We start from the raw sequence: 24699 nt of genomic DNA, 5'->3' as shown, positions 1-24699 counted from the left end.
ATTTCATCGTCGTGGTGCCTGCCTCACCGCTGCAGTACCGCGAACGACGCCCCCTGATTGTCGGTGACGACGGCCACTCGTCCGTACGACGTCTCGAAGGGTGGAGCCTGCACCCGCCCGCCGAGCCGCTGTACGGCCCCGACGGCGTCCTCCAGGTCCGTGACCCGGAAGTGGGTGACGAAGTGCGACGGCATCTCGGCCGGGAAGACGTCCGCGACGTCGGCGCGGCCGAAGTCGGGCTCGGCGTCGGCACCGAACAGGGCGTCGTGGAAGAGGCCGCCGTAGAAGGTGTTCGCGGCGGCGGTGTCGCGGGTGTAGAGCTCGACCCAGACGAAGGTGTTCGGCTCGTGCCGCCGCCCGAAGCCGGGGTGGCTCGCGGACTGCCACAGGCCGAACACGGCGCCCTGGGGGTCGGCGGCGAGGGCGGCGACGCCCAGGTCGCCCACCGGGAAGGGGGCCATGACCACCTGCCCGCCCGCCGCGACGATCCGCCGGCCGAGGGCCTGGGCGTCCGGAGTGGCGAAGGACACCGTCCAGACGGTGGGCATCCGCCCGTCCATCTTGGGGGCGAGCGAGGCGACGGGCTCGCCGCCCAGCAGGGCCCACACGGAGGAGCCTAGAGCGTCCTCGAAGGTCCACCCGAAAAGCTCACCGTAGAACCGCTTGCCCGCCTCGACGTCGGAAAGCCGGGCGTCCACCCAGCAGGGGACGCCCTCTCCGTACACCGATGCCCTGTTTTCGGCCATGTCGCCAAAGTAACCGTGCCGCGCGCACCCCGCAGACCAGCCACACCACCCCCGATGCACCCGTGCACCCCATTTGCAGTCGGCCGAATAGCGCTCCGATCACCCCTCGGTAAGCTGACGGCATGACAGGACAAGTGCGTACCGTCGACGGCCGCGTGGCCGGCCGGCGTGGGCAGGCGACCCGGCAGAAGCTGCTCGACTGCCTCAGCGAGATGCTCAGCTCCTCCCCCTACCGGGACGTCAAGGTCATCGATGTCGCCCGGAAGGCGGGCACTTCGCCCGCGACCTTCTACCAGTACTTCCCGGACGTCGAAGGTGCCGTCCTGGAGATCGCGGACCAAATGGCCGCCGAGGGCGTCGGGTTGACCGAGCTGCTGGCGGGCCGGAGCTGGGCCGGCAAGGCGGGGTGGCAGACCGCGCAGGAACTCGTGGACGGGTTCCTCGAGTTCTGGCGGAAGAACGACGCGATCCTGCGCGTGGTCGACCTCGGCGCCGCCGAAGGGGACAAACGGTTCTACAAGATCCGGATGAAGATCCTGAACTCGGTGAACAACTCCCTGGTCGACTCCATCACGGAACTCCAGTCCAAGGGCAGGATCGACAAGGACGTGAACCCGGCCGCGGTGGCCGGCTCGCTGGTCGCGATGCTCGCGGCCGTGGCCGCGCACCAGAAGGGCTTCCAGACCTGGGGCGTCAAGCAGGCCGAACTCAAGCCGAACCTGGCGCTGTTGGTGCACCTCGGTGTGACAGGCAAGAAGCCGACGAAGTAGCACGCGGCCATTTTTCCAGGTCCCAAGTCCTGTCTGGCAGGCGGTGGTTCACCCGAGTGGACCACCGCCTGCTTTCTCTTCGGGGCCGGGTGGGCCGCCCGGGGCCGCCCCGGTGCCCTCCACCCAGCCGACGGCTTCGGCGAGTTCCGCCCAGCTCCAGTGCCCGGGCCCGTTGCCCGTCAGCCACTCGTGTGCGTACCCGAGCACCTCGGCCCGGCGGTCCAGGGGCGGCTCCGGGTCGCCCAGCAGGGCGAGGAGCACCTCGGCCGCGATGGGCCGGGAGGCGTTCTCGGCCAGCCAGGCGAGCGCACGGGTCACGGCGGCCGCCCGCCAGGGGGCTGGTCCGGTGTGCCGGAGCAGCTCGGCCAGCGGGCGTCCCACCACCGAGCCGGTCGCCCGGTGGTCCAGCCAGGCCAGGAAGAGCTCGGCCGCGCGGGCCAGTTGTTCCTCGGTGAGGTCGCGCTGGGCCAGCAGGTGCGCGTACACCGCGCTCGGGTTGCCCGTGCCGGGCGGGCCGAAGCGGTCCAGCCAGGTCAGCGTGTGGTCGATCAGCGCCGCCCGCTGCCGCGCGCCGGCCGGCACCGAGCGCAGCAGACCGATGAGGTGGGAGGCGGCCGTACGGCCCTTCCCTGTCCGGTTCACCACGTACGGGACGAGCCGGGCCGCGAGCTCCGGGGCGGGGCCCGGCCGGGCCAGCAGCATCGCCGGCAGGGCGATGCCGCCGTCGGCCTCCGGGTGGTGTTCGAGCCAGGCCACCGCCAGGGCCTCGGTCACGGCGCGTAGGTCGCCCACCACGTCGGCGCGGGTCAGCAGCGGGCCCAGCACCCGGTCGGCGCCGGGGCTCGTCGCATGGTCCCGGAGCCACCGGGTGGTGGCCCGCAGGGTGGCGGTGGCCTCGTCCGGGCCGAGGGCCTGCAGGATGAGCAGCGGCTCGATGACGAACCTCGCCTCGTCGCTCTCGGCCTGCCCCACCAGCCAGGCCAGGGCGCGGTCCACCGCCTGCCCGGCCTGGTCCTCGGGGAGGCCGTTGTGGTGCAGCAGCAGGGGCCTCAGGACGTAGCTGGCGTACGGATCGGTGCCGGGCCGGGCCAGCCAGTCCAGGGCGAGACGGGTGGTGTCCGCGCGGCCTGGCTCGGCGGTGAGGAGGTCGTCCAGCAGGAAGCTGGCCTCGGCGGCGGTGCCGTACCGCTTCAGCCACCGCACGGCCCGCTCGGACGCCTCGGCCCAGGCCTCGCCGCCCGGCGGGAGCCGGCGCAGCAGCCAGTGCAGCAGCGCGGAATCCGGCCCCTGGCCGTGGATCCGCAGCCAGCGCAGGGTCGCGTCGACGACATCCTGGAGGAGCGGCCGCGGCAGATCGCCGCGCAGGAGGTCGGCCAGCAGATGCTGCTGCGACTCGGTCACCGGCTGCTCTCGGAGCAGCCTGCCGACGCGTTCGGCGGCCGGGCCGTCCCAGCGCACCAGGGCGCCGAGGACGAACTCCTGCGGTTCCCCGGCGTTGCGGGTCAGCCATTTGTTCGCGTGTCCGACGGCCTGCTGGGCCTCCTCCTCGGTGAGGTCGAAGCGCAGCAGGGGGCGCAGCACGAAGGAGGCCTGCGGGCGCTCGCGGTGATCGCGCAGCCACTTCAGGGCCTGGCCGACCGCGCGGTCCCGGTGTCCCCCGAGATCCGTGCGCCGCAGCAGGCGCGGCAGGACGAACGAGACGCCGGGGTTGCCGTTCTGCCGGACGACCCAGGTCAGCGCGGCGTCGAGCACGGACTTGGCGTGGGGTCCGAGATCGTCGCGGTCGAGCAGCGGGCCGAGCACCACGGAGCCGGCCGAGTGCCCCGGGTTGCGGCGTATCCACTCCCGGGCCGCCTCCACCAGCCGCCGGGCGGTCCCGGGCGTCAGCTCGGGGCGGCCGAGGGCGGCGGCCAGCAGCTGGACGGCGCGCCGTTCACCCTGGTGGCGCCGTACCCAGGCCAGGGCGCGGTCGGCGACCACGTCCAGCCGGTCCGGCGCCAGGCCCTCGGCGTACAGCAGGGCCTGCAGGAGCAGGCCCGTCTCGGGGGCGTGGCGACGTGATTCCAGGCAGGTCAGGGCGCTGCCGAGCAGCTGCTGCGGCAGCGGTCCGGCGATGCTGTCCACGGCCTGGGCGAGTACGGCGGGCAGGGCACGGGGCCGCTCACGCTCGATCTGGTCCAGCCAGGGTCCGACCAGCTCGTCCCAGAGCCGGAGCATCCCGGCCTGCCAGGGGGTGCGGGCCATCAGGTCGAACGCGGTCTCGCCGAGTGCGTCGGCGGCGAGCAGCTTCCCGATCGGGTCGGCCCGCACCTGCAGCCAGCGGGCGCACGCGTCCTCGATCCTGGCCTGCCGGGCCGCGTCCTGGTCGGTGGTCCAGCGGGAGAGGTGCCGTACGGCCTGGGTGAAGGTCGGGCCGCGGTCGAGCAGCGCGTCCAGGAGTTCCTCGGCGGTGCCGCTCTGGACGGTCTGCCCGGGGACCAGTGTGGCGTCGAGCAGGCCGTCCGCGACGATGTCGTGGACCAGTTCGAGCCGGTCGGCGCCGCCCACCAGCCAGCCCTGGTCGCGCAGCAGGGCGAGCACATCACCGCCTCGGAGCCCGAAGTCGCTGTCGGCGCGCTGGTCGAGGGCCCGGTCCACGGCCTCCCGCACGGCGGCGGAACGGTCCTGCGGGCAGGCCAGCAGGGCCACCGTGGAGGCCAGCAGCGCCACGCGTGGACGGGACAGGCCCGCCTCGCCGTCCGCGGCGGTCGGGACGCCGAAGTCACGTTCGAGTCGCCGTCGCAGCCAGTCGAAGTGGCTGCCCCGGCGCAGGTCGGAGAGGTCGGGGGCGTCCTGCCCGGACCGGGCCTGCTCCTCCAGCGCCCGCGCGATCAGCAGGGCGAGGACCGGCCGGTCGCTGCACGCGGCCACCAGCTCCTCCTCGCCCCACCGCCGCCAGGCCTCCCGGGCGACCTTCTGGAAGATCGCCGCGGCCACCCGGCCCCGGTATTCCTCCCCGTCCTCCAAGGGCACCCGAGCGAAGACGCCCTGCACCTCCGACATCTGGAGCGCACCGGGCCGGGCGGAGGCCAGACAGGCCACCCGTCCCTCCGGGTCGAGGGTCTGCAGTTCCCGGCCCAGCTCCGTCAGCCCCAGCTGCGAGTAGCTGTCCAGATAGTCGAGGACGAGCAGGACCCGGGCCGCGTCCGCGACCGGCGCGTGCGCCAGGGCCGCCTGTACGAGGTGCTCGGCGGTCACCGCGGACCCGGGTGTCACGTGCAGGACGAGCCAGGTGCCCGCCGGTTCCTGTCCGGCCAGCGTCGCCACCTCGAAGCAGGTACGGGTCTTCCCGGCTCCGGCCACGCCCTCCAGCAGCACCCCGCGCCGCGGCTCCGCGTACCCGCCGGGCTCGTACTGCGCGTCGAGCCGGTCCAGCAGCCGGACCGGAGCGGCGCCGCTGCCCGCCCCCGGACTGACGAACTCCAGCCGCTCCGCCGTGAGGTACTGCTCCTTGTCGTCGAGGTCCCGCAGTACCTGCCCGTGCGTGCGCAGGTGCGGGGAGAACCAGGACAGCTCCCGCGGGGCGAGCGCGGCGAGATCCTCGGTCCTGGCCGTCCACACCGAGTCGCGCAGCCAGCCGTCGGTGCTGTTGTAGCGGGCGCTGACCACGCCGACGACGGCGTCGTCGGAGGTACGGCGGACGGGGGCGCCGCTCATGCCGCTCAGCAGGTCCTTGGCGCGGAGGCGGCCGAGCCGGACGCCGTCGTCCCGCTCGGTCGTGTGCTCCCAGCGTCCGTCGGCCCTCAGGTACTGGTAGGTGTGCCGGTCGTCGTAGCCGGGGACCACCCCGAAGCCCTCGATGACCAGCTCGGTGCCGGGTTCCACGGTCTCCGTCGGCATGGCGCGGGTCACGGACGCCGGAAGGGGGCTGTCGGTGCGCAGAACGGCCAGATCGTGTGCCGGGTCCACCCGTTCGACCGTGGCCGTGCCCGCCGGGCCGCCCGCCAGCGGGGCGAAGCGCACCTGCGCGCCCGGGACCGCGAGACCGAGCCTCTCCAGGACGTGGCAGGCGGTGGCGAGGACGCCGGGCGAGAGCTGGAAGCAGGTGCCCACCGGTTCGTCGGCGTCGGAGTGCAGGACGCTGCCCAGATATCCGGGGACGCCGGAGGAGGACGAGGAGGACGCGGGGGACGCGGGGGACGCGGGGGACGCGGGGGACGCGGCGGGTGCAGGCATCAGGACGCCTCGTCGTCGGCTCCCTCGTCACCGGCTTCGTCCTCGTCGGCCGCCTGGGCTCCCCTCCCGTCGTACGTCAGCTTCACCCTGAGGGTGACCTCGCCGCTCGCGCCGGCCACGATGATGTCGCCCTTGGCGGAGAACTTCACCCCGAACTCCACCTCCAGGGCGTCCGGCCCGGCCGCCCGGCCCGCCCGGCGCAGGGCCGCCGCCGTGGAGGTCGCGACCTCCACGATCGTCGACTGCGCCTGCTCGAAGGCGTCCTGGACGCGTCCGGTGAGGTTCCCCGGCCACGCGGCCGTCTGCTCCGTTCCCGGCAGCCGCACATCGGTGGCCTCCACCAGGATCCGGACACCGCCCACTTCGACCGGAATGTACATGTCGTTCATGTCCGCCCCCGTCTCCCGCAACCACTGATCGCGTTCTCGGTGTACCACAGGCCGCTCCCGCCCCGCAGGGGGCAACACCCTGTCCGCACAACGCATTTGAGACAGCGGGCGCCCGCCGGGCTACCCCCGTGTCGCGGGCAGCGGCCGGTCCTGCACCACGTGCTTCATCACCAGCGTCGAGGTCAGCCGCTGCACCCCGGGCAGGGTCGCGAGCCGCTCGTCGTACAGCCGCTGGAAGGCGGCGAGGTCGGCGGTGGCCACCCGGAGCAGATAGTCGGGCTCGCCGAACAGCCGCTGGGCGTCCAGGACGTGCTCCAGCTCGCTGACCGCCCGCTCGAACTCGACGACCGTCTCCCGGTCCTCCTGCCGCATGGAGACGAAGACCAGCGCCTCGAAGTTGAGCCCGAGCGCGGCCGCGTCCACCACCGCCCGGTAGCCCTGGATGGCACCGGAGCGCTCCAGCTCGCGCAGCCGCCGGTGGCAGGGCGAGACGCTCAGGCGCACCCGGGCGGCCAGCTCGGTCACGGTCAGCCGCCCGTCCTGCTGCAGTTCGGCAAGGATTTTCCGGTCTACGTCGTCCATGAAGAAGATAATTGCCCAGAACTCACGATCATGGGCAAATTTCAGGAACACTTTCGGGCCATTCACGCCTAATGTCCCCAGCATGGACTCGGGACTGCTCTTCTCCTTCCTCGCCGTGGACCTGCTGCTGGTGTGTGTACCGGGCGCGGACTGGGCGTTCGTCATCGCGACCGCCCTGCGCGGCCGCTCGGTGCCGCGTGCGGTGGCGGGCCTGGTCTCCGGCTACGCCCTGCACACGGTCCTGGCGACGGCGGGTCTCGCGGTCCTGGTCGCGGGCTCGCCCCGGCTGCTCACGGCACTGACGGTGGCGGGCGCCGGATATCTCCTGTGGCTGGGCTGGGGAGTGCTGCGCCGCCCGGCCGTCCCGGGGGCGGCGGACGAGGCCCCGGGCCCCGACCGGCGCCTGTTCCTGCGGGGTGCCACGATCAGCGGGCTGAACCCCAAGGGCCTGCTGCTCTACCTCTCCGTGCTTCCCCAGTTCCTCACTCTCCGCGGCGCCCACCTGCCCATACCCGCCCAGACCGCGTCCCTCGGCCTGTTGCACATGGCGTGCTGCGCGGCCGTGTACCTCAGCGTCGGCGCCCTGGCCCGCGTCCTGCTGGCGGCCCGGCCGGCCGCGGCCCGCGCGGTCACCCGCACGTCGGGCGCGGCGATGCTCGGAATCGGCGCGTTCCTGCTGGTGGAACGCCTGGCCACGCTCTGACGATCACTTTCTCAGGAGCCGGAAGATCCTGATCTCCCGCTCCACCCGCGCCTGGTAGGTGGCGTACGGCGGCCAGAACGCCAGCAGCGCCTTCCAGGCGGCGGCCCGCTCCTCCCCCTCCAGCAGCCGGGCCGTGACCAGGATGTCCCGGCCCTTCCAGCTGATCGAGGCGTCCGGACGGGCGAGCAGGTTGTGGGTCCAGGCGGGATGGCCGGTCCGGCCGAAGTTGGAGCCGACGAGGAGCCAGCCGTGCCCGTCCTCCTCCGGCATGCAGGCCAGCGGGGTCCGGCGCGGCAGCCCGCTCCTCGCTCCCGTCGAGGTGAGGATCACGCCGGGCAGCAGCTGCGCGCTGAGCAGCACCCTTCCCCGGGTGAGCCGGTGCACGGCCCGGTCGAGGGCCGGGACCACGTGCGGGGCGACCTTCGCGAAGGCCCGGGTGGCGGACACCTTCTGCACGAACCGCACGCCGACGCCGGCCATCAGACCGCCACCTCCCCGCGCACGAACAGCCCGGCCTCCTCGGCGGCCCGGTCCCGCAGCCGGTGCACGGGCCCGAAGAGCAGCTCGTCCCCGGCCGCCCGTTTGAAGTACAGGTGGGCCTCGTGCTCCCAGGTGAACCCGATCCCGCCGTGCAGCTGGATCGCCTCCCCGGCCGCACTCCGCAGCGCTTCCAGTGCCTGCGCGAGCGCGAGCCCGCCCAGGTGCCCACCCGTCTCCCGCCACCACCCTTCCGGCGAGGCTCCCCCGGTGCTGGACGCCTGGGGGCACCCCCATCGCGCCGCACCTGCTGATTCGTTCGCCGTCGCCCAGGCGGCGTAGTACGCGGCCGAGCGGGCGGCCTGCACGCCCACGTACACGTCCGCCAGCCGGTGCTTGACCGCCTGGAAGGAGCCGATGGCCCGCCCGAACTGCTCCCGCCGCCCCACGTACTCCACGGTCCGCTCCAGCGCCCGGTCGGCGGCGCCCACCGCCTCGGCGGCGAGCACGGCGGCGACGGTGTCGCCGAGTCCGGCGAGGGCGGGAAGCACGTCCTGGTCGGCCTGTCCCAGCAACTCGGCCGGCACGTCCCGGAGCTGGATCCGTCCCTGCGGCCGGGTGGCGTCGAGCGCGGTCTGCCGGGCCCGTACGACCCCCACGGCGTCCCCCGCGACCAGGAACAGCAGGGTCCGGGACCGCGCGTACCCGCCGGTGTGCGCGGCGACGACGAGCAGCCCGGCGCTGTGCCCGTCCAGCACCTGGTCGACCTGTCCGTACAGCCGCCACCCGTCCCCGCCCTGCCGGGCCTGCACGCCGCCCGCCCGGCCGCCGCCGGCCCACTGGCCGTCGCTGCCGCCGGTCAGGGCCAGGGCGGCGGTGAGGGCGGGGCCGGGGACGCAGAGGGCGGCGGTGAGGGTGCCGGCGGCGAGGCGGGGCAGCACAGCGGTGCGTTGCTCCTCGGTGCCGAGGGCGAGGATCAGCGGGGCCACGAGGACGGAGGTGGCCAGCAGCGGGGAGGGGACGAGCGTCCGCCCCGTCTCCTCGCAGGCGAGGGCGAGTTCGGTGGCCGAGCAGCCGACGCCGCCGTAGGCCTCGGGGAGGGCGAGCCCGGGCAGGCCGAGCCGGCCGGCGAGGGCGGACCACAGAGCGGGGTCGTACCCGGCCGGACTGTCGACGGCGGCCCGCAGCGCCTCGGCGCCACCGTGCTTGTTGAGCAGTTCACGCAGGGCCCGGCGGATCTCGTCCTGCTCGGCGGTGAGACGCGTGTCCATGGCTGATCCGATCCCTCCGACCTGATCTGACGGTGCGTCATATTAGGCCGGGCGGGAGGCGAAGCCCAGAGGCGCGACACCTGCCGCGGGCCAGCAGATCTGATGTACCGTCAGATTTATGAGACCCGGGAACCGGAAAGTCGCCGTGGCCGGGGTGGCCCTCTCCGACTGCGGCCGCGTGGACGGCACGACCCCGTACGCCCTGCACGCCCAGGCGGCCCGCCGCGCCCTCGCGGACGCGGGCCTGGACCGCACCCTGGTGGACGGCTTCGCCTCGGCGGGCCTCGGCACGCTGGCCCCGGTGGAGGTGGCCGAGTATCTGGGCCTGCGCCCCACCTGGGTGGACTCCACCTCCGTCGGCGGCTCGACCTGGGAGGTCATGGCGGCCCACGCGGCGGACGCGATAGCGGCCGGCCACGCGAACGCCGTCCTGCTGGTCTACGGCTCGACGGCGCGCTCGGACATCAGGGCCGGCCGCAGGACGGGAAACCTGTCGTTCGGCGCACGCGGCCCGCTCCAGTTCGAGGTCCCCTACGGCCACACGCTGATCGCCAAGTACGCGATGGCGGCCCGCCGGCACATGATCGAGCACGGCACGACGATCGAGCAGCTGGCCCAGGTGGCGGTCCAGGCCCGCGCCAACGCCGCCCTGAACCCCGAGGCGATGTTCCGGGACCCGATCACGGTCGACGACGTCCTGTCCGGCCCGATGGTCGCCGACCCCTTCACCAAGCTGCACTGCTGCATCCGCTCGGACGGCGGGGCGGCGGTCCTGCTGGTGGCCGAGGAGTACCTGCGGGACTGCCGTACGGCCCCCGTCTGGATCCTCGGCACCGGCGAGCACGTCTCCCACGCCACGATGTCCGAGTGGCCGGACTTCACGGTCTCCCCTGCGGCGGTGAGCGGCAGGCTCGCCTTCGAGCGGGCCGGGGTGCGCCCCGCCGAGATCGACTTCGCCGAGATCTACGACGCCTTCACCTACATGACCCTGGTGACCCTGGAGGACCTGGGCTTCTGCGCGAAGGGCGAGGGCGGGGCGTTCGTGGAGAAGGGCCGGCTGCTGGTCTCCGGGGAACTCCCGGTGAACACGGACGGGGGCGGTCTGTCGGCCCAACACCCCGGTATGCGCGGGCTGTTCCTGCTGGTGGAGGCGGTACGGCAGCTGCGCGGGGAGGCAGGCGAGCGCCAAGTGCGGCGGCCGGACGGAGAGTTGCCGTACCTCGGTGTCGCGTCCGGCACGGGGGGCTGGTTCTGCTCCTCGGGGACGGTGGTGCTGGGCCGGTGACGGACCGGCTCAGCGGTCGTCCGCACCCCCCTCACCCTCCTCCTCGCGCAGTCTGCGCCAGATGCGGGTGCGGTGCAGGACGTAGAGCGCGACGAACACGACGACGACCTGCAGCCCGATGGCGAGCAGCCAGAAGACGGCCCTGCTCTCCAACTCGTCGGTCAGATAGGTGAAGTTCATGCCGAAGAACCCCGTCAGGAACGACAGCGGCAGGAAGATCACCGACACGATGGCGAGCCGGTTGATCACGGCGTTCTGCTCACCGGAGACGAGGGTGGAGTAGCTGGAGAAGGCCCGCCTGGAGGCGTCCTGCAGGGACTCGATGTCCGTGTGCACGAGCGTCGCCGTGTGCTGGAACTCCTGGGCGAGCCGCTGGCGCTCCTCGGGGAAGTCGCGGCTCATCATCCTCCGGGTGAACATCTCGTCCATCACCTGGAGGTAGGGCAGGAGCGTGCGGTGCAGGAGGGCGGAGTGCCGTCGCAGCTGTGACAGCCGGTAGATCTGGTCGGGGCGTCGCCCCATGAACATCTCGTCCTCCAGGTCCTCCACCAGCAGCAGGTCCCGCACGGCGGACCGGCGGTAGGTCGCCAGGGCCTCCTCGAGCAGCAGGAAGAGCACGGCCACCGTGTCGGAAGGGTGTTCGCTCCGCAGCTGCCCGATGACGCTCTCCCTCAGGCCGGCCTGCCCTCGGTGCACCGTGAGGAGATACCGCTCGGTCACCAGGGTATGGACATGACCGACCTCGTTCCCCTCGACCACGGGCACGACGAAAGCGGCCCGGTCCCCGAGGAACTCGGCCCGCGCGGGTACGCCCTCCCTGCCGAGCCAGGTCAGACCCTCGGCTTCCAGGCCGAGCTGGTGCGAGACCGGCGGCACCACGGTCGGCGGCTCCTCGGTCAGCTCGACGTCGACGAGCAGGAATCCGGCCGTGGCGAGCCGCTCCCGTGCCTCCGCCACGTCCGTACGCGTGACGCCCCCCTCCGGCATCGACACCACCGTTACGATCATCGCCCCTCACCGCCGGTCCCGGAGCCCGCAGCTCCCAGCCTGCGCACACACCGGTTCACCCGCATGCGGGGGCAGTCCGGACGGCGTACAGGAACGAGGGCCCGGCGCCATACTCGTGGACATGGAAACGGATCTTCACGGGCTGCTGCGGTCCCTGCGGGTGTGGTCACCCGAGGAGACCGAGCTACGGCCCTTCGACCCGGACGAGGCGCCTTCGGCACCGCTGCAGCTGTTCACGACGTGGTTCGCGGAGGCGGTGGAGGCCGGTCAGCCGGAGCCGCACACCATGGCGCTGGCGACGACGGACGAGGACGGTCTTCCGGACGTACGGATCGTGATGCTGCACGGGGCGGACGCGGAGGGCTGGTCCTTCGCGACGCACGTCACGAGCCGCAAGGGCCGGGCCCTGAGCGCCCACCCGTACGCGGCGCTGGCCTTCTACTGGCCGGTGCTGGGGCGGCAGGTGCGGGTACGGGGTCCGGTGACGTCGGCGCCGTCGCAGGAGAGCCAGGCAGACCTGCACGCCCGCTCGACCGGGGCCCTGGCGGCGGCGCTCACCGGGCGGCAGAGCGAGGAGCTGTCCTCGCTGGACGAGCTGCGGCAGGCGTCGGAGGCCGCCTGGGAGCGGGCCCGGCACAACCCGGCGGAGCCGTCCGGGACCTGGACGCTGTACCGCCTGCGGCCGCAGGAAGTGGAGTTCTTCCAGGGAGACGCGGCCCGCAGACACGTGCGTCTGACTTACCGTCGCACCAAGACCTCGGACGCCTCCGGCTGGTCGAGGCATCTGTTGTGGCCGTAAGGGGCTGAGGGGGACGACATGAAGTGGCTGAGGCGGGGCCGCGGGCCGCACCCGCCGGAGGTGCCGGGAGCGGGGCCGGTGGCCCTGAGCGGTGTGGCCAAGACCGCGGGACCGGCCCCGGTCGCGCCCATGGCGGCGCCGGCGCTGCTCAGGGCGGGCGGGCCGGTGTTGCACCGGGTGTCCGGCGACGGGAGCCGCGTGGTGGAGCCGGCCACCGGCGCCGAGCCGGTGATCGTCGGCATCACGCACCACGGTCCGGGCCACTTCGTGGTGGACGCGCTGGACGACCGGATGCGCTCCGGCAGCCAACTCGTCTACACCGACGGGCCCTTCGCCTGCCGGGCACTGATCAACGCCGACGACCGTCCGGTGCGTGCGCTGCGGATCCAGGCGGACGGCCCGTGGACGGTCGAGGTCACCGGCCTCGCCGACGCCGTCGTGCTCGGCGGACACGCCGAGCGCGAGGCCTCGGACGTCCTGCGCCACGAGGGCGGTCCGGCCGTCGCCCAGCTGCGTCACACGGGAACTCCGCGCTCCGCAGACGGCGGCTACTTCCTCGCCGACGTCTTCGAGCCCGACGGCTCCGGCTTCCTCGACCAGCTGGCGAACCACGTGGGCCCGTGGAGCGGCGAGGTCCCCCTGTCCGGCCCCTGCCTGCTGTACGCCCGGTCGGACGGGCCGTGGTCGATCAGTGTGCGCCCGGCGGGCGGCCGGGCCTGAGGTCCGCGAGTTCCCACACCGCGAAGTCCGCCACTGCCCGGTAACCGATCCGCTGGTACAGCGCGTTGCTGGTGGGGTTCGCGAGGTCCGTGAAGAGGAGGATCTCCCGCGTCCCGGACTCCAGGGCCACCCGGCTGACCTCGGCGGTCACCGCGCTCGCGTAGCCACGGCCGCGCAGGTGCGCCGGTGTGTACACCGTCTGCACCCGCACCTGGCCCGCCGTCGCCCGTGTCACCCCGGCCATGGCGACGGGGGTGCCGTCGGGGGTTTCCCAGAGGGTGAGGCCGCCGTGAGCGAGGCGCGCGTCGGCCCACTCGCCCGCGCCCTGCCCGGCGTGCACGCCGGCCGCTGCCGTGAACTCGCCGTACCAGCGCATCAACAGGTCCCGGTCGGCCGGGCCGGCCACCCTGGGGCGCCCCTCGGGCAGCCGCTCCGGTGGGTTCGACTCCGCCAGCCGGTAGAGCCGTTGGCGCTGGTGGATCTCACCCTCCGTGCCGGTGCGCCGCTGCCAGGCCGCCGCGAAGGCGGCCGCCGTGTCGCGTTCGGCAAAGATGCCGGCGACCGGGCGGCCGAGGTCCAGCAGCCGGGCCGCCAGCGCATCGGCCTGCGCCGCGCCGAGCAGGGTGGCCCTGACCGGGTAGGGCGGGGTGTGCAGGAGGGTTGCCCGGACCCCGCCGCTCTCGTCGCCGAGCGTCCCGAAGAGCGGCGCCTCCTCTCCGAAGGTCCCCGGCCCCCGGCTGCGCAGCGCGTCCGTGACCGTCAGCTGCACGGTGTGCAGGGCCGGCCGGGAGCGCAGGAAGCCGTCGGCGCGGGTGAGGAAGTCGTCCAGGTCGTGGGTCAGGTGCCAGGCGTCCGGATGCATCCCTGCATGGTTGCGCTCAGCCGGCCGGCCTGAACACCGGTTTTCCCTCCCTGAACGTCACCCGCAGGGGCATCCCGGCGGCCATGTCCCCGCTCTCCACCAGCTCCGTCATCATCCGCGGGCCCTCCGCCAGGTCCACCACGGCGGCGACGTACGGGGTGCGGTCGCCGAAGGGCGGGAGGTCGTTGCGGTGGACCGTGGACCAGGTGTAGAGGGTCGCCCGGCCGCTCGCCTCCTCCCAGGTGACGTCCTCGCTCCAGCAGTGCGGGCAGAACTCGCGGGGGTAGTGGTGGGCCCGGCCGCAGGTGGCGCAGCGGCGGATCAGCAGCCGCCCCTCCTCCGCCGCCGCCCAGTAGGGGCGCGTGAAGGAGTCGGTCTCCGGCTCGTCGAAACGGGCCGGGCTCATCAGAACCACCCCAGCGCCGCGTCCACCGACCACGTCTGCCCCGCCATGCCGAAGAAGCCGGCCAGCGAGATCAGCGCCATCATCGAGTTCTGCCCCTGCTCCGCCCAGTCGTGGATCATGAGGACGAAGTAGAGGACGTTCAGGGCCAGGCCGCCCAGCAGGGCCACCGGGGTCAGGAAGCCCAGGATCAGGCCGAGTCCCAGGGCGAGTTCGGCGTAGGCCACCACGTAGGCCATCTGCTTCGGCCGGGGTGTCACCACCGTCTCGAAGCCCGCCCGCACCGGGGCCCAGCGGTGCTTCTCCGCGACGCCTGCCGCCCAGGCGATACCGCCGCCCTCGAACCACGTCTTCTTGTCCTTGTGCCGCCAGCTCTCCAGCCACCACAGGCCGAGGCCTATGCGCAGCACCGCGAGCCACTCCGCGCCGTCGAGCCAGATCGAGTCCATGGATCTGACGGTACGTCAGATGGCGGGGAATGCCGAGGGGGCTGCAGTCGATTCGCCGTGCGTTCGCCGCGGGACCGCCGGCGCCCTGTGAATGCCCGGTGGCGGACCGCGGTGTCCGTGCACCACTTCCGCCCATCCGGAATGCCTACGCCACCTGTCCCACCCACATCTCCCACCGATGTGATCAATCCGCAACCAATTCCGGTCTTGACCGAGACCCATCAACGGGGTGGGTGATTACGCTCCCGCTCATGGCCGTCTCCCGTCCCTCCCCCGCGCACCTCTCGGCGACCCCCGCCGACCGTCCCGTGTACGTCATCGGCGCCGGTCCCGGCGGACTCGCCGCCGCGTACGCGCTGCGGGCCCGGGGCGTACGGGCCGTGGTGCTGGAGAAGGCCGACGAGGTGGGCGCCTCCTGGCGGCGCCACTACGACCGGCTCCATCTGCACACCACCCGCCGGCTGTCCGCCCTGCCCGGGCTCGCGATACCGCGGAGGTTCGGCCGCTGGGTGTCGCGGGACAACGTGGTGCGTTACCTGGAGAAGTACGCCGAGCACCACGAGCTGGAGATCGTCACCGGCGTGGAGGTGTTCCGCGTCGAGCGGTCCGCCGACGGGACGGGTTGGCTGCTGCACGCCTCCGGCGGACGGGAGCTGACCGGCAGCGCGGTGGTCGTCGCCACCGGCTACAACCACACCCCGCGCGTGCCCGAGTGGCCGGGCCTCGAGGGGTACGGCGGGGAGTTCCTGCACGCCGGCCGGTACCGGAACGCCGAACCGTACGCGGGCCGGGACGTGCTGGTCGTCGGCGTCGGCAACACCGGTGCCGAGATCGCCGTGGACCTGCTGGAGGGCGGGGCCGGGCGGGTGCGGCTGGCCGTGCGGACCGTTCCGCACATCGTGCGCCGCACCACCCTCGGCTGGCCCGCGCAGTACTCGGGCGTGCTGGTACGGCGGCTGCCGGTGCGGTTCGTGGACCAGGTGTGCCGGATCCAGGCCAGGATCGGCGTCCCTGACCTGTCCGCCCACGGCCTGCCCCGCCCGGACACCGGTCTGTACAGCAGGGTCAGGCAGGGCGCCGTCCCGGTCCAGGACGTCGGCCTGATCGACGCCGTGCGGAAGGGGAAGGTGGAGATCGTGGCCGCCGTCGAGTCCTTCGAGGACGGGAAGGTGGTCCTCGCCGACGGCACCCGCGTCGAGCCGGACGCCGTGATCGCCGCGACCGGGTACCGGCGGGCGCTGGAGGGGCTGGTCGGACATCTCGGGGTACTGGACGACCGGGGCAGACCGGCGGTGCACGGCGGTCGCGCGCCCGCCCGGGCGCCCGGGCTGTACTTCACCGGGTTCACCAACCCGATCAGCGGGATGTTCCGCGAACTGGCGCTGGACGCCGAGAAGATCGCGAAGGGTGTGACCAAGGAGTTCCGCACCGGACAGTAACTTTGCCGCTCCGACCCATTCCTGACACTCCGTCAGTTCAAGTAATCTGACAGAGCGTCAGTTGATGTGGTTGTCTCACAGGAGCGGGCGGAACGATGCTTGGATCAACCCACGGCACCCTCACCACCGACTCCCGCCGGGCCCGGGTCATCGCCTGCGGTGAGCAGCGGACCGGACCCGTCGTCCACGATCAGGTCGACGACCTCGACGTCGGCGGGCGGCCGCTGTACGCGGACGTACCGGATCTCGCGCGGCTCTTCCGGCCCGGGTCGGTCGCCGTCATCGGCGCCTCGGACGCCGAGGGGCGGCCGAACACCGGGATCACCCGGCAACTGCTGAGCTGGGCCGAGCGGGTGGGAGCCCGGGTGCACCCGGTGCATCCGACCCGGCCGTCCGTGTTCGGCATCCCGTGCTCCGCCTCCGTCGCCGACCTGCCGGAACAGGTCGACCTGGCGGTGCTGCTGATGGCCGACCCGCTGCCGGTGATCGAGGAACTCGCCGAGACGAAGGTGAAGTTCGCGGTCGCCTTCGCCTCCGGGTTCGCGGAGACCGGTGAGGCGGGGGCCGAGGCGCAGGAACGGCTCGCGCAGGCCGTACGGCACTCGGGGCTGCGGCTGCTCGGGCCGAACACCAACCTCAACGCCTTCGAGCGCTTCCGGGACGATCTGGAGGGGCCGGCCATCGCGCTGATCACCCAGTCCGGGCATCAGGGCCGGCCCGTCTTCGCCCTGCAGGAGCTGGGCGTCCGGCTCTCCCACTGGGCGCCGACCGGCAACGAGGCCGACCTGGAGAGCGCCGACTTCATCTCCTACTTCGCCGAGCAGCCCGAGGTCGGCGCCATCGCCTGCTACGTCGAGGGCCTCAAGGACGGCCGCGCCTTCCTGCTGGCCGCCGACCGCGCCGCCCGCCGCCGGGTGCCGGTGGTCGCGGTGAAGGTGGGCCGCACGGAGGCGGGGGCCCGTACGGCCGCCTCCCACACCGGCAAGCTCACCGGCGCCGACGACGTGGTGGACGCGGCGATGCGGCAGTACGGCGTCATCCGCGTCGACGGCCTCGACGAACTCCAGGACACGGCCGCCCTGCTGGCCCGGGCGCGGGCCCCGCGGGCCGACGGCGTCGTCGTCTACTCCATCTCCGGCGGCACGGGTGCCCACGTCGCCGACCTGGCCGCCGGGATCGGGCTGCGGCTGCCGGGGCTGTCGCAGGAGCGGCAGGCCGAGCTGCACCAGTGGATCCCGGAGTACCTGAGCGTGGCCAACCCGGTGGACAACGGCGGGCATCCGGTGGGCGACTGGCGCGGCCGGAAGATCATCGACGCGATCCTCGCCGACCCGGAGGTCGGGGTCCTGATCTGCCCGGTCACCGGCCCCTTCCCGCCCCTCAGCGACAAGCTCGTACGCGACCTGGTCGAGGCCGCGGAGGAGACGGACAAGCTGGTGTGCGTGGTGTGGGGGTCGCCGGTCGGCACGGAGCCGGCGTACCGGGAGGTCCTGCTCGGCTCCTCCCGTGTGGCCACCTTCCGCACGGTCGGCAACTGCCTCACCGCCGTCCGCGCCTGGCTCGACCACCACCGCTTCGTCAGCGACTACCGCTCCCCCTTCGACGAGGCGCCGCGCGTCCCCTCCCCCTCCTTCCGCAAGACCGAAGCCCTGCTGCGGCCCGGGCAGCAGCTCAGCGAGCACGCGGCCAAGCAGCTGCTGCGCGCCTACGGCATCAGGGTGCCGCGCGAACAGCTGGTGACCAGCGCGGCGGCCGCCGTCCGCGCGGCCGGGCAGGTCGGCTACCCGGTGGTGATGAAGGCGTCCGGCGGGCAGATCGCGCACAAGACCGAACTGGGCCTGGTGAAGATCGGCCTCACCTCGGCCAGCCAGGTCCGGGACGCCTACCGCGAGCTGACCGACATCGCCCGCTACGAGGGCGTCACGCTGGACGGGGTCCTGGTGTGCCAGATGGTCGAGCAGGGCGTCGAGATGGTCGTCGGGGTGACCCACGACGAGCTGTTCGGGCCGACCGTGACCGTGGGGCTCGGCGGGGTGCTGGTCGAGGTGCTGCGCGACGCCGCCGTACGGGTGCCGCCGTTCGGCGAGGAGCAGGCCCGGGACATGCTCGCCGAACTGCGCGGACGGGCCCTGCTGGACGGGGTCCGGGGCCGCCCGCCGGCCGACCTCGACGCGCTGGTGGAGGTGGTCATGCGGGTCCAGCGCATGGCCCTCGAACTCGGCGAGCAGCTGGCCGAGCTGGACATCAACCCGCTGATGGTGCTGCCCCGCGGGCAGGGCGCGGTGGCGCTGGACGCGCTGGTGGTGTGCCGGTGAGCGACCTCGGGCACGACGTCCGGGAGCAGGTCTCGCACATCACCCTCGACCGCCCCGAGGCCCTCAACGCGCTCACACCCGCCATGCGGGACCGCCTGATCGGACTGCTGGAGGACGCCTCGGCGGACCCCGGTGTACGAGCCGTCGTCCTCACCGGCACCGGCCGGGGATTCTGTGCGGGAGCGGACCTGCGGGGCGGCTCGGGGGGCGCCGGGCCGCGCATCCCCGGTGACGTGTCCCGAGTCCTGCGCCTGGGCGCCCAGCGGCTCGTCTCGGCCGTACTGGACTGCGAGAAGCCGGTGATCGCCGCCGTGAACGGCACCGCGGCCGGGCTCGGCGCGCACCTGGCCCTGGCCTGCGACCTGGTCCTGGCGGCCGAATCGGCCCGCTTCATCGAGGTGTTCGTCCGGCGCGGACTCGTACCCGACGGCGGCGGTGCCTATCTCCTGCCCCGGCTGGTCGGACCGCACCGGGCCAAGGAGCTGATGTTCTTCGGGGACGCCCTGTCGGCGGCGGACGCCGAACGGCTGGGTCTGGTCAACCGGGTCGTCCCGGACGGCGAGCTGGAGAAGACCGTCCGTGAGTGGGCCACCCGCCTGGCGGCCGCCCCGACCCGCTCCCTCGCCCTGACCAAGCAGCTGGTGAACGCCTCCCTGGACGTCGACCGGGCCACCGCCTTCGCCGCCGAGGCGGCCGCGCAGGAGATCAACATGACGACCGAGGACGCCGGGGAGGGTCTGCGGGCGTTCACGGAACGGCGGAGCCCGGAGTTCCGGGGGCGGTGAGGCTCAGTCCCCGGCGGGCTTCAGAATCCGCAGTTCGCCCCCGTCCGGGTCGCCGAACAGGACGAACAGTTCGGGGCTGTCCTCGCTGCCGCCGATCGACCAGTGGGTGTCCTCGCCGCAGTCGGCGTCGAGCTCGAGCAGCACGCCGTCCCGGCCGGTGTCGCCCGAGTCGTCGGGCTTCCAGGAGCCGCTTCCCCGGCACACGACGTGGTCCCGGAAGCTGCCGTCGCCGAAGGGGGGCTGCGTGGGCAGCTCGACGGCCTCGGCGCTGCCGTCCGGGCGCAGCCGCAGCTCGGCCCCGCCGTCGCCGCGCCAGACCCCGGCCAGCTGGGCGGGGGTCAGCTTCGGGGGCTCGTACTCCTGGATCAGGCCGGTCTCGGTGGCGAGCACCCCGCCGCCGAAGGCCAGCACGAAGAGGACGACCGAGCCGATCGCGGCCCGCCACCACACGCCCGCCGGACGCCAGCCCCGCCTGCGGACGAGGCCGACCCAGAGGGTGGGCAGGAGCCCGAGGGCGGCCAGGCAGGCGACCGTGGCGCCGAGCGGCCACCCGAAGAGCGCGGCGGCCGGCTCGCCCCAGAAGAGGGCGGGGCCGACCGGGGCCACCACGTGCCAGACCCACCCCGGGCCGGGGAGGTGCCGGCCCGCGAGCCGGGCGAGCACCACCGAGGGCAGGGTCAGCACGAACGTCGACAGCACACCGAGGACCGGCAGCAGCAGCGGCGCGAAGAGGAGGAAGCACAGCGCGCCGAGGGCCCCGCCCAGCCCGGCCCCGTAGCTGTCCTGGACAGTGGTGTCGTAGATCCACCACAGCAGTCCGGCCGCCGGCAGCTGGCCGCCCCCGAGGGCAGCCGCCGCGCTCAGATCATCGGCCGCCCAGGTCGGCCCGGCACTCGGCTGCGTTCCACGCGCGTTCTCCCACCCCATGGGCGCAGCGTACGGGTACGTTTTCGGCCACCTGCCGACCCCTTCCCATCTGACGCACCGTCAGCTTCAATGGAAGGGTGATGGGACATGCAGGGGCGGCGGCCGCCGCCGTCCGTTACCTCGGTTCGGCTCCGGCACCGGGGCCCGTGGAGGCGCTGCCGCGCCCGGAGTTGCGGTGCGTCCGCGAGGGCGAGCGGGCACCGGTGGACCCGGCGGAGTTCCGGCGCGTGCTGGGCAGCTTCGCGACCGGGGTGACCGTGATCACGGCCCCTGCCGCCGAGGGCTCGGCCTCCCCCGCGGGCTTCGCCTGCCAGTCCTTCTCCTCCCTCTCCCTGGACCCGCCCCTGATCTGCTTCATGGTCGGCCGCACCTCCACGACCTGGCCCCGCATCGCCGGCGCGGGAGCCTTCTGCGTCAACGTCCTCGGCGCCGGCCAGGGCGAACTGTGCCGCGCCTTCGCGGTGAGCGGCGCCGACAAGTTCGCGGGGGTGGCCCACAGCCCGGCCCCCGTCTCGGGCTCCCCGCGCCTCGCCGACGCTGTGGCCTGGATCGACTGCACGATCCACACGGTGCACACCGGAGGCGACCACCTCATCGTCGTGGGCCGGGTGCTCGCCCTCGGGACAGACGGTCAGGGGGAGCCGCTGATCTTCCACCGGGGGCGGTTCGGGCGGCTGGAAGGGAGCTGACCCCTTCCGGCGCTCACGCCGGCGCGAGCGCGGGAGCAGCCGTGCGCCTGATCACCAGGGCCATCAGGGCCGCCGCCGCGCACAGGGTGCCGGAGGCGTACCAGACCATGTCGTAGGTGCCGAAGACGTCGCGGGCGACGCCGCCGAGGAAGGCTATGAGGGCCGCGCCCACCTGGTGGGAGGCGAGCACCCAGCCGAAGACGATGGCGCTGTCCTCGCCGTAGTGCTCCCGGCACAGGGCCAGGGTGGGCGGGACGGTGGCCACCCAGTCGAGGCCGTAGAAGATGATGAAGAAGACCATCGGGGGGTGGACGGACGGCCCCAGCAGCATGGGGAGGAAGAGGAGCGAGATGCCCCGCAGGGCGTAGTAGACGGCCAGCAGGCGGCGCGGTTCGAAGCGGTCGGTGAACCAGCCGGAGGCGATCGTGCCGACGACGTCGAACACACCGATGACCGCGAGCAGCGAGGCCGCCGCCGTGACGGGCATGCCGTGGTCGTGGGCGGCGGGCACGAAGTGCGTCTGGATCAGGCCGTTGGTGGAGGCGCCGCAGATCGCGAAGGTGCCGGCGAGCAGCCAGAACGGACCGGTGCGCACGGCCGAGCCGAGGATCCCCAGCGTGCGGCGGGCGGCCCCGGTGACCGGCGCCGGCTTCGGCACGAACTCCTGGGCCCCGTAAGGCTTCAGACCCACGTCGGCCGGGTGGTCGCGCAGCAGGAGCCATACGAACGGGACGACGGCGAGCGCCGCGAGCGCGACCGTGACGGCGGCCGGACGCCAGTCGTAGGACTCGACCATCCACGACAGCAGCGGCAGGAAGATCAGCTGGCCGGACGCGGAGGCGGCGGTGAGGATGCCGCTGACCAGCCCGCGCCGCTCGGTGAACCAGCGGTTGGTGACCGTCGCGGCGAAGGCCAGGGCCATCGAACCGGAGCCGAGGCCCACGAGCAGTCCCCAGCACAGCAGCAGCTGCCAGGCCGCCGTCATCCACACGGTGAGGCCCGAGCCGAGCGCGATCACCGTCAGCGCCACGGCGACCACCTTGCGGATGCCGAAGCGGTCCATCAGCGCGGCGGCGAAGGGCGCGGTGAGCCCGTACAGCGCGAGGTTGATCGAGACGGCCGCGCCGATCGTGCCGCGCGACCAGCCGAAGTCCTGGTGCAGGGGGTCGATGAGCAGGCCGGGCAGGGAACGGAAGGCGGCCGCGCCGATGATCGTGACGAACGTGACGGCGGCGACGAACCAGGCCCGGTGCACACGGCGCCGGGCGGGCGGGACCTGGACGGGAGCTGCGGCTTCGGTTGTCTGAGTCACGTCATAGAGGGTCCTGTCTCGGACCCCGCACATCGAGTGGCCCGAAAGCCAGCATTCGTTAGGATCGGGCCATGGAGAATCGGATCGTGGCGGACCGGGCCACGGCAGACCGGCCCGCGACGGAACCGGTCGCGAAGGAAGAGGTCGCGAAGGAACAGGTCGCGAAGGAACAGGTCGCGAAAGAACAGGTCGCGGCTGCCGGCCAGGAGTTCCGCCCGCACCGGATCGCCGTCCTCGCACTGGACGGCCTGCTCCCCTTCGAGCTGGGCATCCCGCACCGGATCTTCGGCCGCCCGCGGGACGCCGAGGGCCGGTACCTGTACGAGGTCGTGACCTGCTCGGTCCGGCCGCCCGGCCCGGTCGAGACGGACGCCGACTTCACGGTGCACGTCCCGCACGGCCCGGAGGCACTGGAGACGGCCGACACGGTGATCGTCCCGGCGTCCTACGAACTCGGCCCGGTCTACGACGAGGGCAGGCTGACCGAGGAGCTGACCGCCGCCTTCGCCCGCATCAGACCCGGCACCCGCCTCGCCTCCATCTGCACCGGCGTCTACGTCCTCGCCGCCGCCGGCCGTCTGGACGGCCGCCCGGCGACGACCCACTGGGCGGACGCCGAACACTTCCAGCGCATGTTCCCGCGGATCAGGGTGGACGCGGACGTCCTGTTCATCGACGACGGGGACGTGCTGACCTCGGCCGGTGTGGCCGCCGGGATCGACCTGTGCCTCCACATGGTGCGCCGCGACCACGGCACGGCCGTCGCCAACGAAGTGGCCCGCCGTACGGTCGTCCCGCCCCACCGCGACGGCGGCCAGGCCCAGTACATCCACCGCCCCGTCCCCGACCCCCAGCTCGCCACCACCACCGCGGCCCGCGCCTGGGCCCTCGGCCGTCTGCACGAGCCGATCCAGCTGCGGGACATGGCCGAGCAGGAGGCCATGTCGGTCCGCACCTTCACCCGCCGCTTCCGCGAGGAGGTCGGCATCAGCCCCGGCCAGTGGCTCACCCAGCAGCGCGTCGAACGCGCCCGCCACCTCCTGGAGTCCACCGTCCTCTCGGTCGACCAGGTGGCCCGCGACGCGGGCTTCGGCACGGCCCAGTCGATGCGCCAGCATCTGCAGCAGGCCCTCGGGGTGACCCCGACGGCCTATCGGCGGACGTTCCGGGCGGGGGTCGACGACGGGGCGGAGAGACCGCGATGACGGACCGGAACGGAGACCGGAGCAGATCGGAGTACCGCTCTCACGGGGCCGTGGGCATCCTGCTGCGGGTGCTTGCGTCGGCCGCCTCGGCTTCACTCCGGCCCCGGGACCGCTCCCTGTGTCTCTCCCCCCACCAGCCGGTCCCGGTGAGGACCAGCGTCAGCCCCACGCCGGCCAGGACCGCCGTGGAGGGGGCCGCCAGCTGCAGCAGAACACCCGCCAGGGAACCCGTGGCCGCGTATCCCGCGCCCACGGCCGCGTACATGACCGAGTAGCCCGCGGCCAGCGCATCCTGCGGGAGTGCCTCCCGCAGGGACAGGTTCCGGGTGAGCATCGCCGCGGACTGGAGCAGCCCCGCCACGGCCAGGGCGGCCGCCATGCCGGCTGCGCCCGGTATCAGCGCGACCCCGGTCACCGCCGCCGACATCGCGCACAGCAGCGCCACGCTGCGGGTGGCCAGGCGTCCCGGCCAGGACCGCAGCCCGTACAGGAACGCGCCCACCCCCGCGGCCGCCGACATGCCGAGGAGCAGCGGGCCGGCCCAGCCGACGGCGATGCCGCGCTGTTCGAGCAGGGCCGGCAGGACGAGTTCGGCGAGGGCGAGCAGGGAGAGGCCGGCGGCGCCGGTGACGTAGGCCGGCCAGGCCCCGGCCAGGACGCGGAACTTCGACGTCCCCCCGGCCCGCTCCTGCGCCTGCCAGCCCTCGGGCAGCAGCCACAGGCCCGCCACCGAGGCCCCCATCAGAGCGGCCGCGAGCAGCAGCGGCACGCCGGGAGCGACGCCGAGCGCGAGTCCGGTGACCGCGGCCGGGGACAACGCCCAGATGCCGGACGTCAGCATCGACTCCACCGAGAGCGCCTGCGCGGCCGCGTGCCCGGGCACCAGCGAAGTCAGCAGGGCCCGCAGGCCCCCGGAGGAAGCCGCCGGGGCGGCACCGGCGAGGAACGCGAACATCCCGAGTATCACGGGGTGCGCGCCCGGCAGCGCGCCGGGCCCGGCGAACCCGACGGCGCCCAGGGCGAGGCCCACGGCCAGATGGGGGCGGGCCCGCCGCGGGTTCAGGCGCATGCCGAGGACGGGAGCGCCGAGGATCTCGCCGAGGACGTAGACCGCGGCGAGCGCGGCGCCCAGCGGGTAGCCGCCCGGGCGTTCGCGGACCAGGAAGACCAGGGCGAGCGGCGCCATGGCCACCGGCATACGGGCGCCGACGGCCACCGAGGCCCAGGTCAGGACCGGTCGAGAGACGACATCGCGGTAGCTCATGCGACGACGGTAGGGGGCGGCACGGACAATCGCCCCGGCATTTCCCGCCGCCTGTGGACAACTCGCGCCGACGCAGCGCACGCA

At 73.4% G+C, this 24699-nt stretch carries 23 protein-coding genes; 10 read left to right on the top strand and 13 right to left on the bottom strand.

Annotated elements, in window-relative coordinates; translation table 11 throughout:
* Positions 1–23 precede the first annotated feature (23 nt).
* Positions 24–746: an AfsK-binding protein KbpA gene (kbpA, locus tag AC07DS_RS11930; protein ID WP_479144353.1), complete on the bottom strand. Its 723-nt coding sequence runs from the start codon at positions 744–746 to the stop codon at positions 24–26.
* A gap of 134 nt (positions 747–880) precedes the next feature.
* Between kbpA and AC07DS_RS11925 the strand changes: the two genes are divergently transcribed.
* On the top strand, positions 881–1516 hold the full coding sequence (locus tag AC07DS_RS11925) for a TetR family transcriptional regulator (RefSeq protein ID WP_479144740.1): 636 nt from the start codon (positions 881–883) through the stop codon (positions 1514–1516).
* Between the two features lie 48 nt (positions 1517–1564).
* Here AC07DS_RS11925 and AC07DS_RS11920 read toward each other — a convergent pair whose 3' ends face one another.
* The 3 genes from AC07DS_RS11920 to AC07DS_RS11910 form a co-directional block, all read right to left on the bottom strand.
* Positions 1565–5731 carry a trypsin-like peptidase domain-containing protein gene (locus tag AC07DS_RS11920; RefSeq protein WP_479144351.1) on the bottom strand — a complete coding sequence of 1389 codons (4167 nt, stop codon included), beginning with the start codon at positions 5729–5731 and terminating at the stop codon, positions 1565–1567.
* Entirely contained in the window at positions 5731–6120 is a 390-nt protein-coding gene (locus tag AC07DS_RS11915) for a CU044_2847 family protein (RefSeq protein ID WP_479144349.1), read from the bottom strand. The genes AC07DS_RS11920 and AC07DS_RS11915 overlap by 1 nt, the downstream gene beginning before the upstream one ends.
* A gap of 120 nt (positions 6121–6240) precedes the next feature.
* Positions 6241–6702, bottom strand: a complete 462-nt coding sequence (locus AC07DS_RS11910; protein WP_479144347.1) for an Lrp/AsnC family transcriptional regulator — start codon at positions 6700–6702, stop codon at positions 6241–6243.
* An 82-nt stretch (positions 6703–6784) separates the two neighbouring features.
* On the opposite strand from AC07DS_RS11910, the gene AC07DS_RS11905 reads away from it, so the two are divergent.
* Positions 6785–7405: a LysE family translocator gene (locus tag AC07DS_RS11905; RefSeq protein ID WP_479144345.1), complete on the top strand. Its 621-nt coding sequence runs from the start codon at positions 6785–6787 to the stop codon at positions 7403–7405.
* A 3-nt stretch (positions 7406–7408) separates the two neighbouring features.
* On the opposite strand, the gene AC07DS_RS11900 is transcribed toward AC07DS_RS11905, so the two are convergent.
* A complete protein-coding gene (locus AC07DS_RS11900) occupies positions 7409–7885 on the bottom strand; it encodes a nitroreductase family deazaflavin-dependent oxidoreductase (RefSeq protein WP_479144343.1) in 477 nt (158 codons plus the stop codon).
* The gene (locus AC07DS_RS11895) at positions 7885–9153 is read right to left on the bottom strand and encodes an acyl-CoA dehydrogenase family protein (protein WP_479144341.1); all 1269 of its coding nucleotides are present in this window, start codon (positions 9151–9153) and stop codon (positions 7885–7887) included. Before AC07DS_RS11895 ends, AC07DS_RS11900 begins: the two co-directional genes overlap by 1 nt.
* A gap of 118 nt (positions 9154–9271) precedes the next feature.
* On the opposite strand from AC07DS_RS11895, the gene AC07DS_RS11890 reads away from it, so the two are divergent.
* Positions 9272–10438 carry a thiolase C-terminal domain-containing protein gene (locus AC07DS_RS11890; RefSeq protein ID WP_479144339.1) on the top strand — a complete coding sequence of 389 codons (1167 nt, stop codon included), beginning with the start codon at positions 9272–9274 and terminating at the stop codon, positions 10436–10438.
* A gap of 9 nt (positions 10439–10447) precedes the next feature.
* On the opposite strand, the gene AC07DS_RS11885 is transcribed toward AC07DS_RS11890, so the two are convergent.
* On the bottom strand, positions 10448–11446 hold the full coding sequence (locus AC07DS_RS11885; RefSeq protein ID WP_479144338.1) for a CorA family divalent cation transporter: 999 nt from the start codon (positions 11444–11446) through the stop codon (positions 10448–10450).
* A 121-nt stretch (positions 11447–11567) separates the two neighbouring features.
* Between AC07DS_RS11885 and AC07DS_RS11880 the strand changes: the two genes are divergently transcribed.
* Positions 11568–12245 carry a pyridoxine/pyridoxamine 5'-phosphate oxidase gene (locus AC07DS_RS11880; protein ID WP_479144336.1) on the top strand — a complete coding sequence of 226 codons (678 nt, stop codon included), beginning with the start codon at positions 11568–11570 and terminating at the stop codon, positions 12243–12245.
* An 18-nt stretch (positions 12246–12263) separates the two neighbouring features.
* On the top strand, positions 12264–12965 hold the full coding sequence (locus AC07DS_RS11875) for a hypothetical protein (RefSeq protein WP_479144334.1): 702 nt from the start codon (positions 12264–12266) through the stop codon (positions 12963–12965).
* Here the strand turns inward: AC07DS_RS11875 and AC07DS_RS11870 are convergent.
* From AC07DS_RS11870 to AC07DS_RS11860, 3 genes are read right to left on the bottom strand one after another with little or no spacing between them, the layout of a single operon-like run.
* The gene (locus AC07DS_RS11870) at positions 12934–13827 is read right to left on the bottom strand and encodes a GNAT family N-acetyltransferase (protein WP_479144332.1); all 894 of its coding nucleotides are present in this window, start codon (positions 13825–13827) and stop codon (positions 12934–12936) included. The genes AC07DS_RS11875 and AC07DS_RS11870 overlap by 32 nt on opposite strands.
* Before the next feature lie 16 nt (positions 13828–13843).
* Positions 13844–14233, bottom strand: a complete 390-nt coding sequence (locus tag AC07DS_RS11865; protein ID WP_479144330.1) for a Zn-ribbon domain-containing OB-fold protein — start codon at positions 14231–14233, stop codon at positions 13844–13846.
* Positions 14233–14679 (bottom strand): DoxX family membrane protein, encoded by a 447-nt coding sequence (locus AC07DS_RS11860; protein ID WP_479144328.1) that lies wholly within the window; start codon positions 14677–14679, stop codon positions 14233–14235. The genes AC07DS_RS11865 and AC07DS_RS11860 overlap by 1 nt, the downstream gene beginning before the upstream one ends.
* Before the next feature lie 251 nt (positions 14680–14930).
* Here AC07DS_RS11860 and AC07DS_RS11855 point away from each other — a divergent pair, with 251 nt between their 5' ends.
* The 3 genes from AC07DS_RS11855 (at position 14931) to AC07DS_RS11845 (ending at position 19218) form a co-directional block, all read left to right on the top strand.
* Complete coding sequence (locus tag AC07DS_RS11855) at positions 14931–16118, top strand: flavin-containing monooxygenase (RefSeq protein WP_479144326.1); 1188 nt, start codon at positions 14931–14933, stop codon at positions 16116–16118.
* 95 nt (positions 16119–16213) lie between these two features.
* Entirely contained in the window at positions 16214–18433 is a 2220-nt protein-coding gene (locus AC07DS_RS11850; RefSeq protein WP_479144324.1) for an acetate--CoA ligase family protein, read from the top strand.
* The gene (locus tag AC07DS_RS11845; RefSeq protein ID WP_479144322.1) at positions 18424–19218 is read left to right on the top strand and encodes an enoyl-CoA hydratase/isomerase family protein; all 795 of its coding nucleotides are present in this window, start codon (positions 18424–18426) and stop codon (positions 19216–19218) included. The genes AC07DS_RS11850 and AC07DS_RS11845 overlap by 10 nt, the downstream gene beginning before the upstream one ends.
* Positions 19219–19221: 3 nt before the next feature.
* Here the strand turns inward: AC07DS_RS11845 and AC07DS_RS11840 are convergent, their stop codons facing one another.
* Complete coding sequence (locus tag AC07DS_RS11840; RefSeq protein ID WP_479144320.1) at positions 19222–20145, bottom strand: hypothetical protein; 924 nt, start codon at positions 20143–20145, stop codon at positions 19222–19224.
* An 80-nt stretch (positions 20146–20225) separates the two neighbouring features.
* Between AC07DS_RS11840 and AC07DS_RS11835 the strand changes: the two genes are divergently transcribed.
* Positions 20226–20834 carry a flavin reductase family protein gene (locus tag AC07DS_RS11835; RefSeq protein WP_479144318.1) on the top strand — a complete coding sequence of 203 codons (609 nt, stop codon included), beginning with the start codon at positions 20226–20228 and terminating at the stop codon, positions 20832–20834.
* A 13-nt stretch (positions 20835–20847) separates the two neighbouring features.
* Here the strand turns inward: AC07DS_RS11835 and AC07DS_RS11830 are convergent, their stop codons facing one another.
* Positions 20848–22146, bottom strand: coding sequence for an MFS transporter (locus AC07DS_RS11830; RefSeq protein ID WP_479144316.1), 1299 nt, complete (start codon positions 22144–22146; stop codon positions 20848–20850).
* Positions 22147–22217: 71 nt separating this feature from the next.
* On the opposite strand from AC07DS_RS11830, the gene AC07DS_RS11825 reads away from it, so the two are divergent.
* The gene (locus AC07DS_RS11825; RefSeq protein WP_479144314.1) at positions 22218–23351 is read left to right on the top strand and encodes a GlxA family transcriptional regulator; all 1134 of its coding nucleotides are present in this window, start codon (positions 22218–22220) and stop codon (positions 23349–23351) included.
* Positions 23352–23391: 40 nt separating this feature from the next.
* On the opposite strand, the gene AC07DS_RS11820 is transcribed toward AC07DS_RS11825, so the two are convergent.
* Positions 23392–24615, bottom strand: coding sequence for an MFS transporter (locus tag AC07DS_RS11820; protein ID WP_479144312.1), 1224 nt, complete (start codon positions 24613–24615; stop codon positions 23392–23394).
* Between the last annotated feature and the right edge of the window lie 84 nt (positions 24616–24699).

The organism is Streptomyces sp. NPDC044064 (assembly GCF_056434245.1).
The sequence above is the reverse complement of the archived record's forward strand: the minus strand, read 5'-3'. Positions and strand labels throughout refer to the sequence as shown.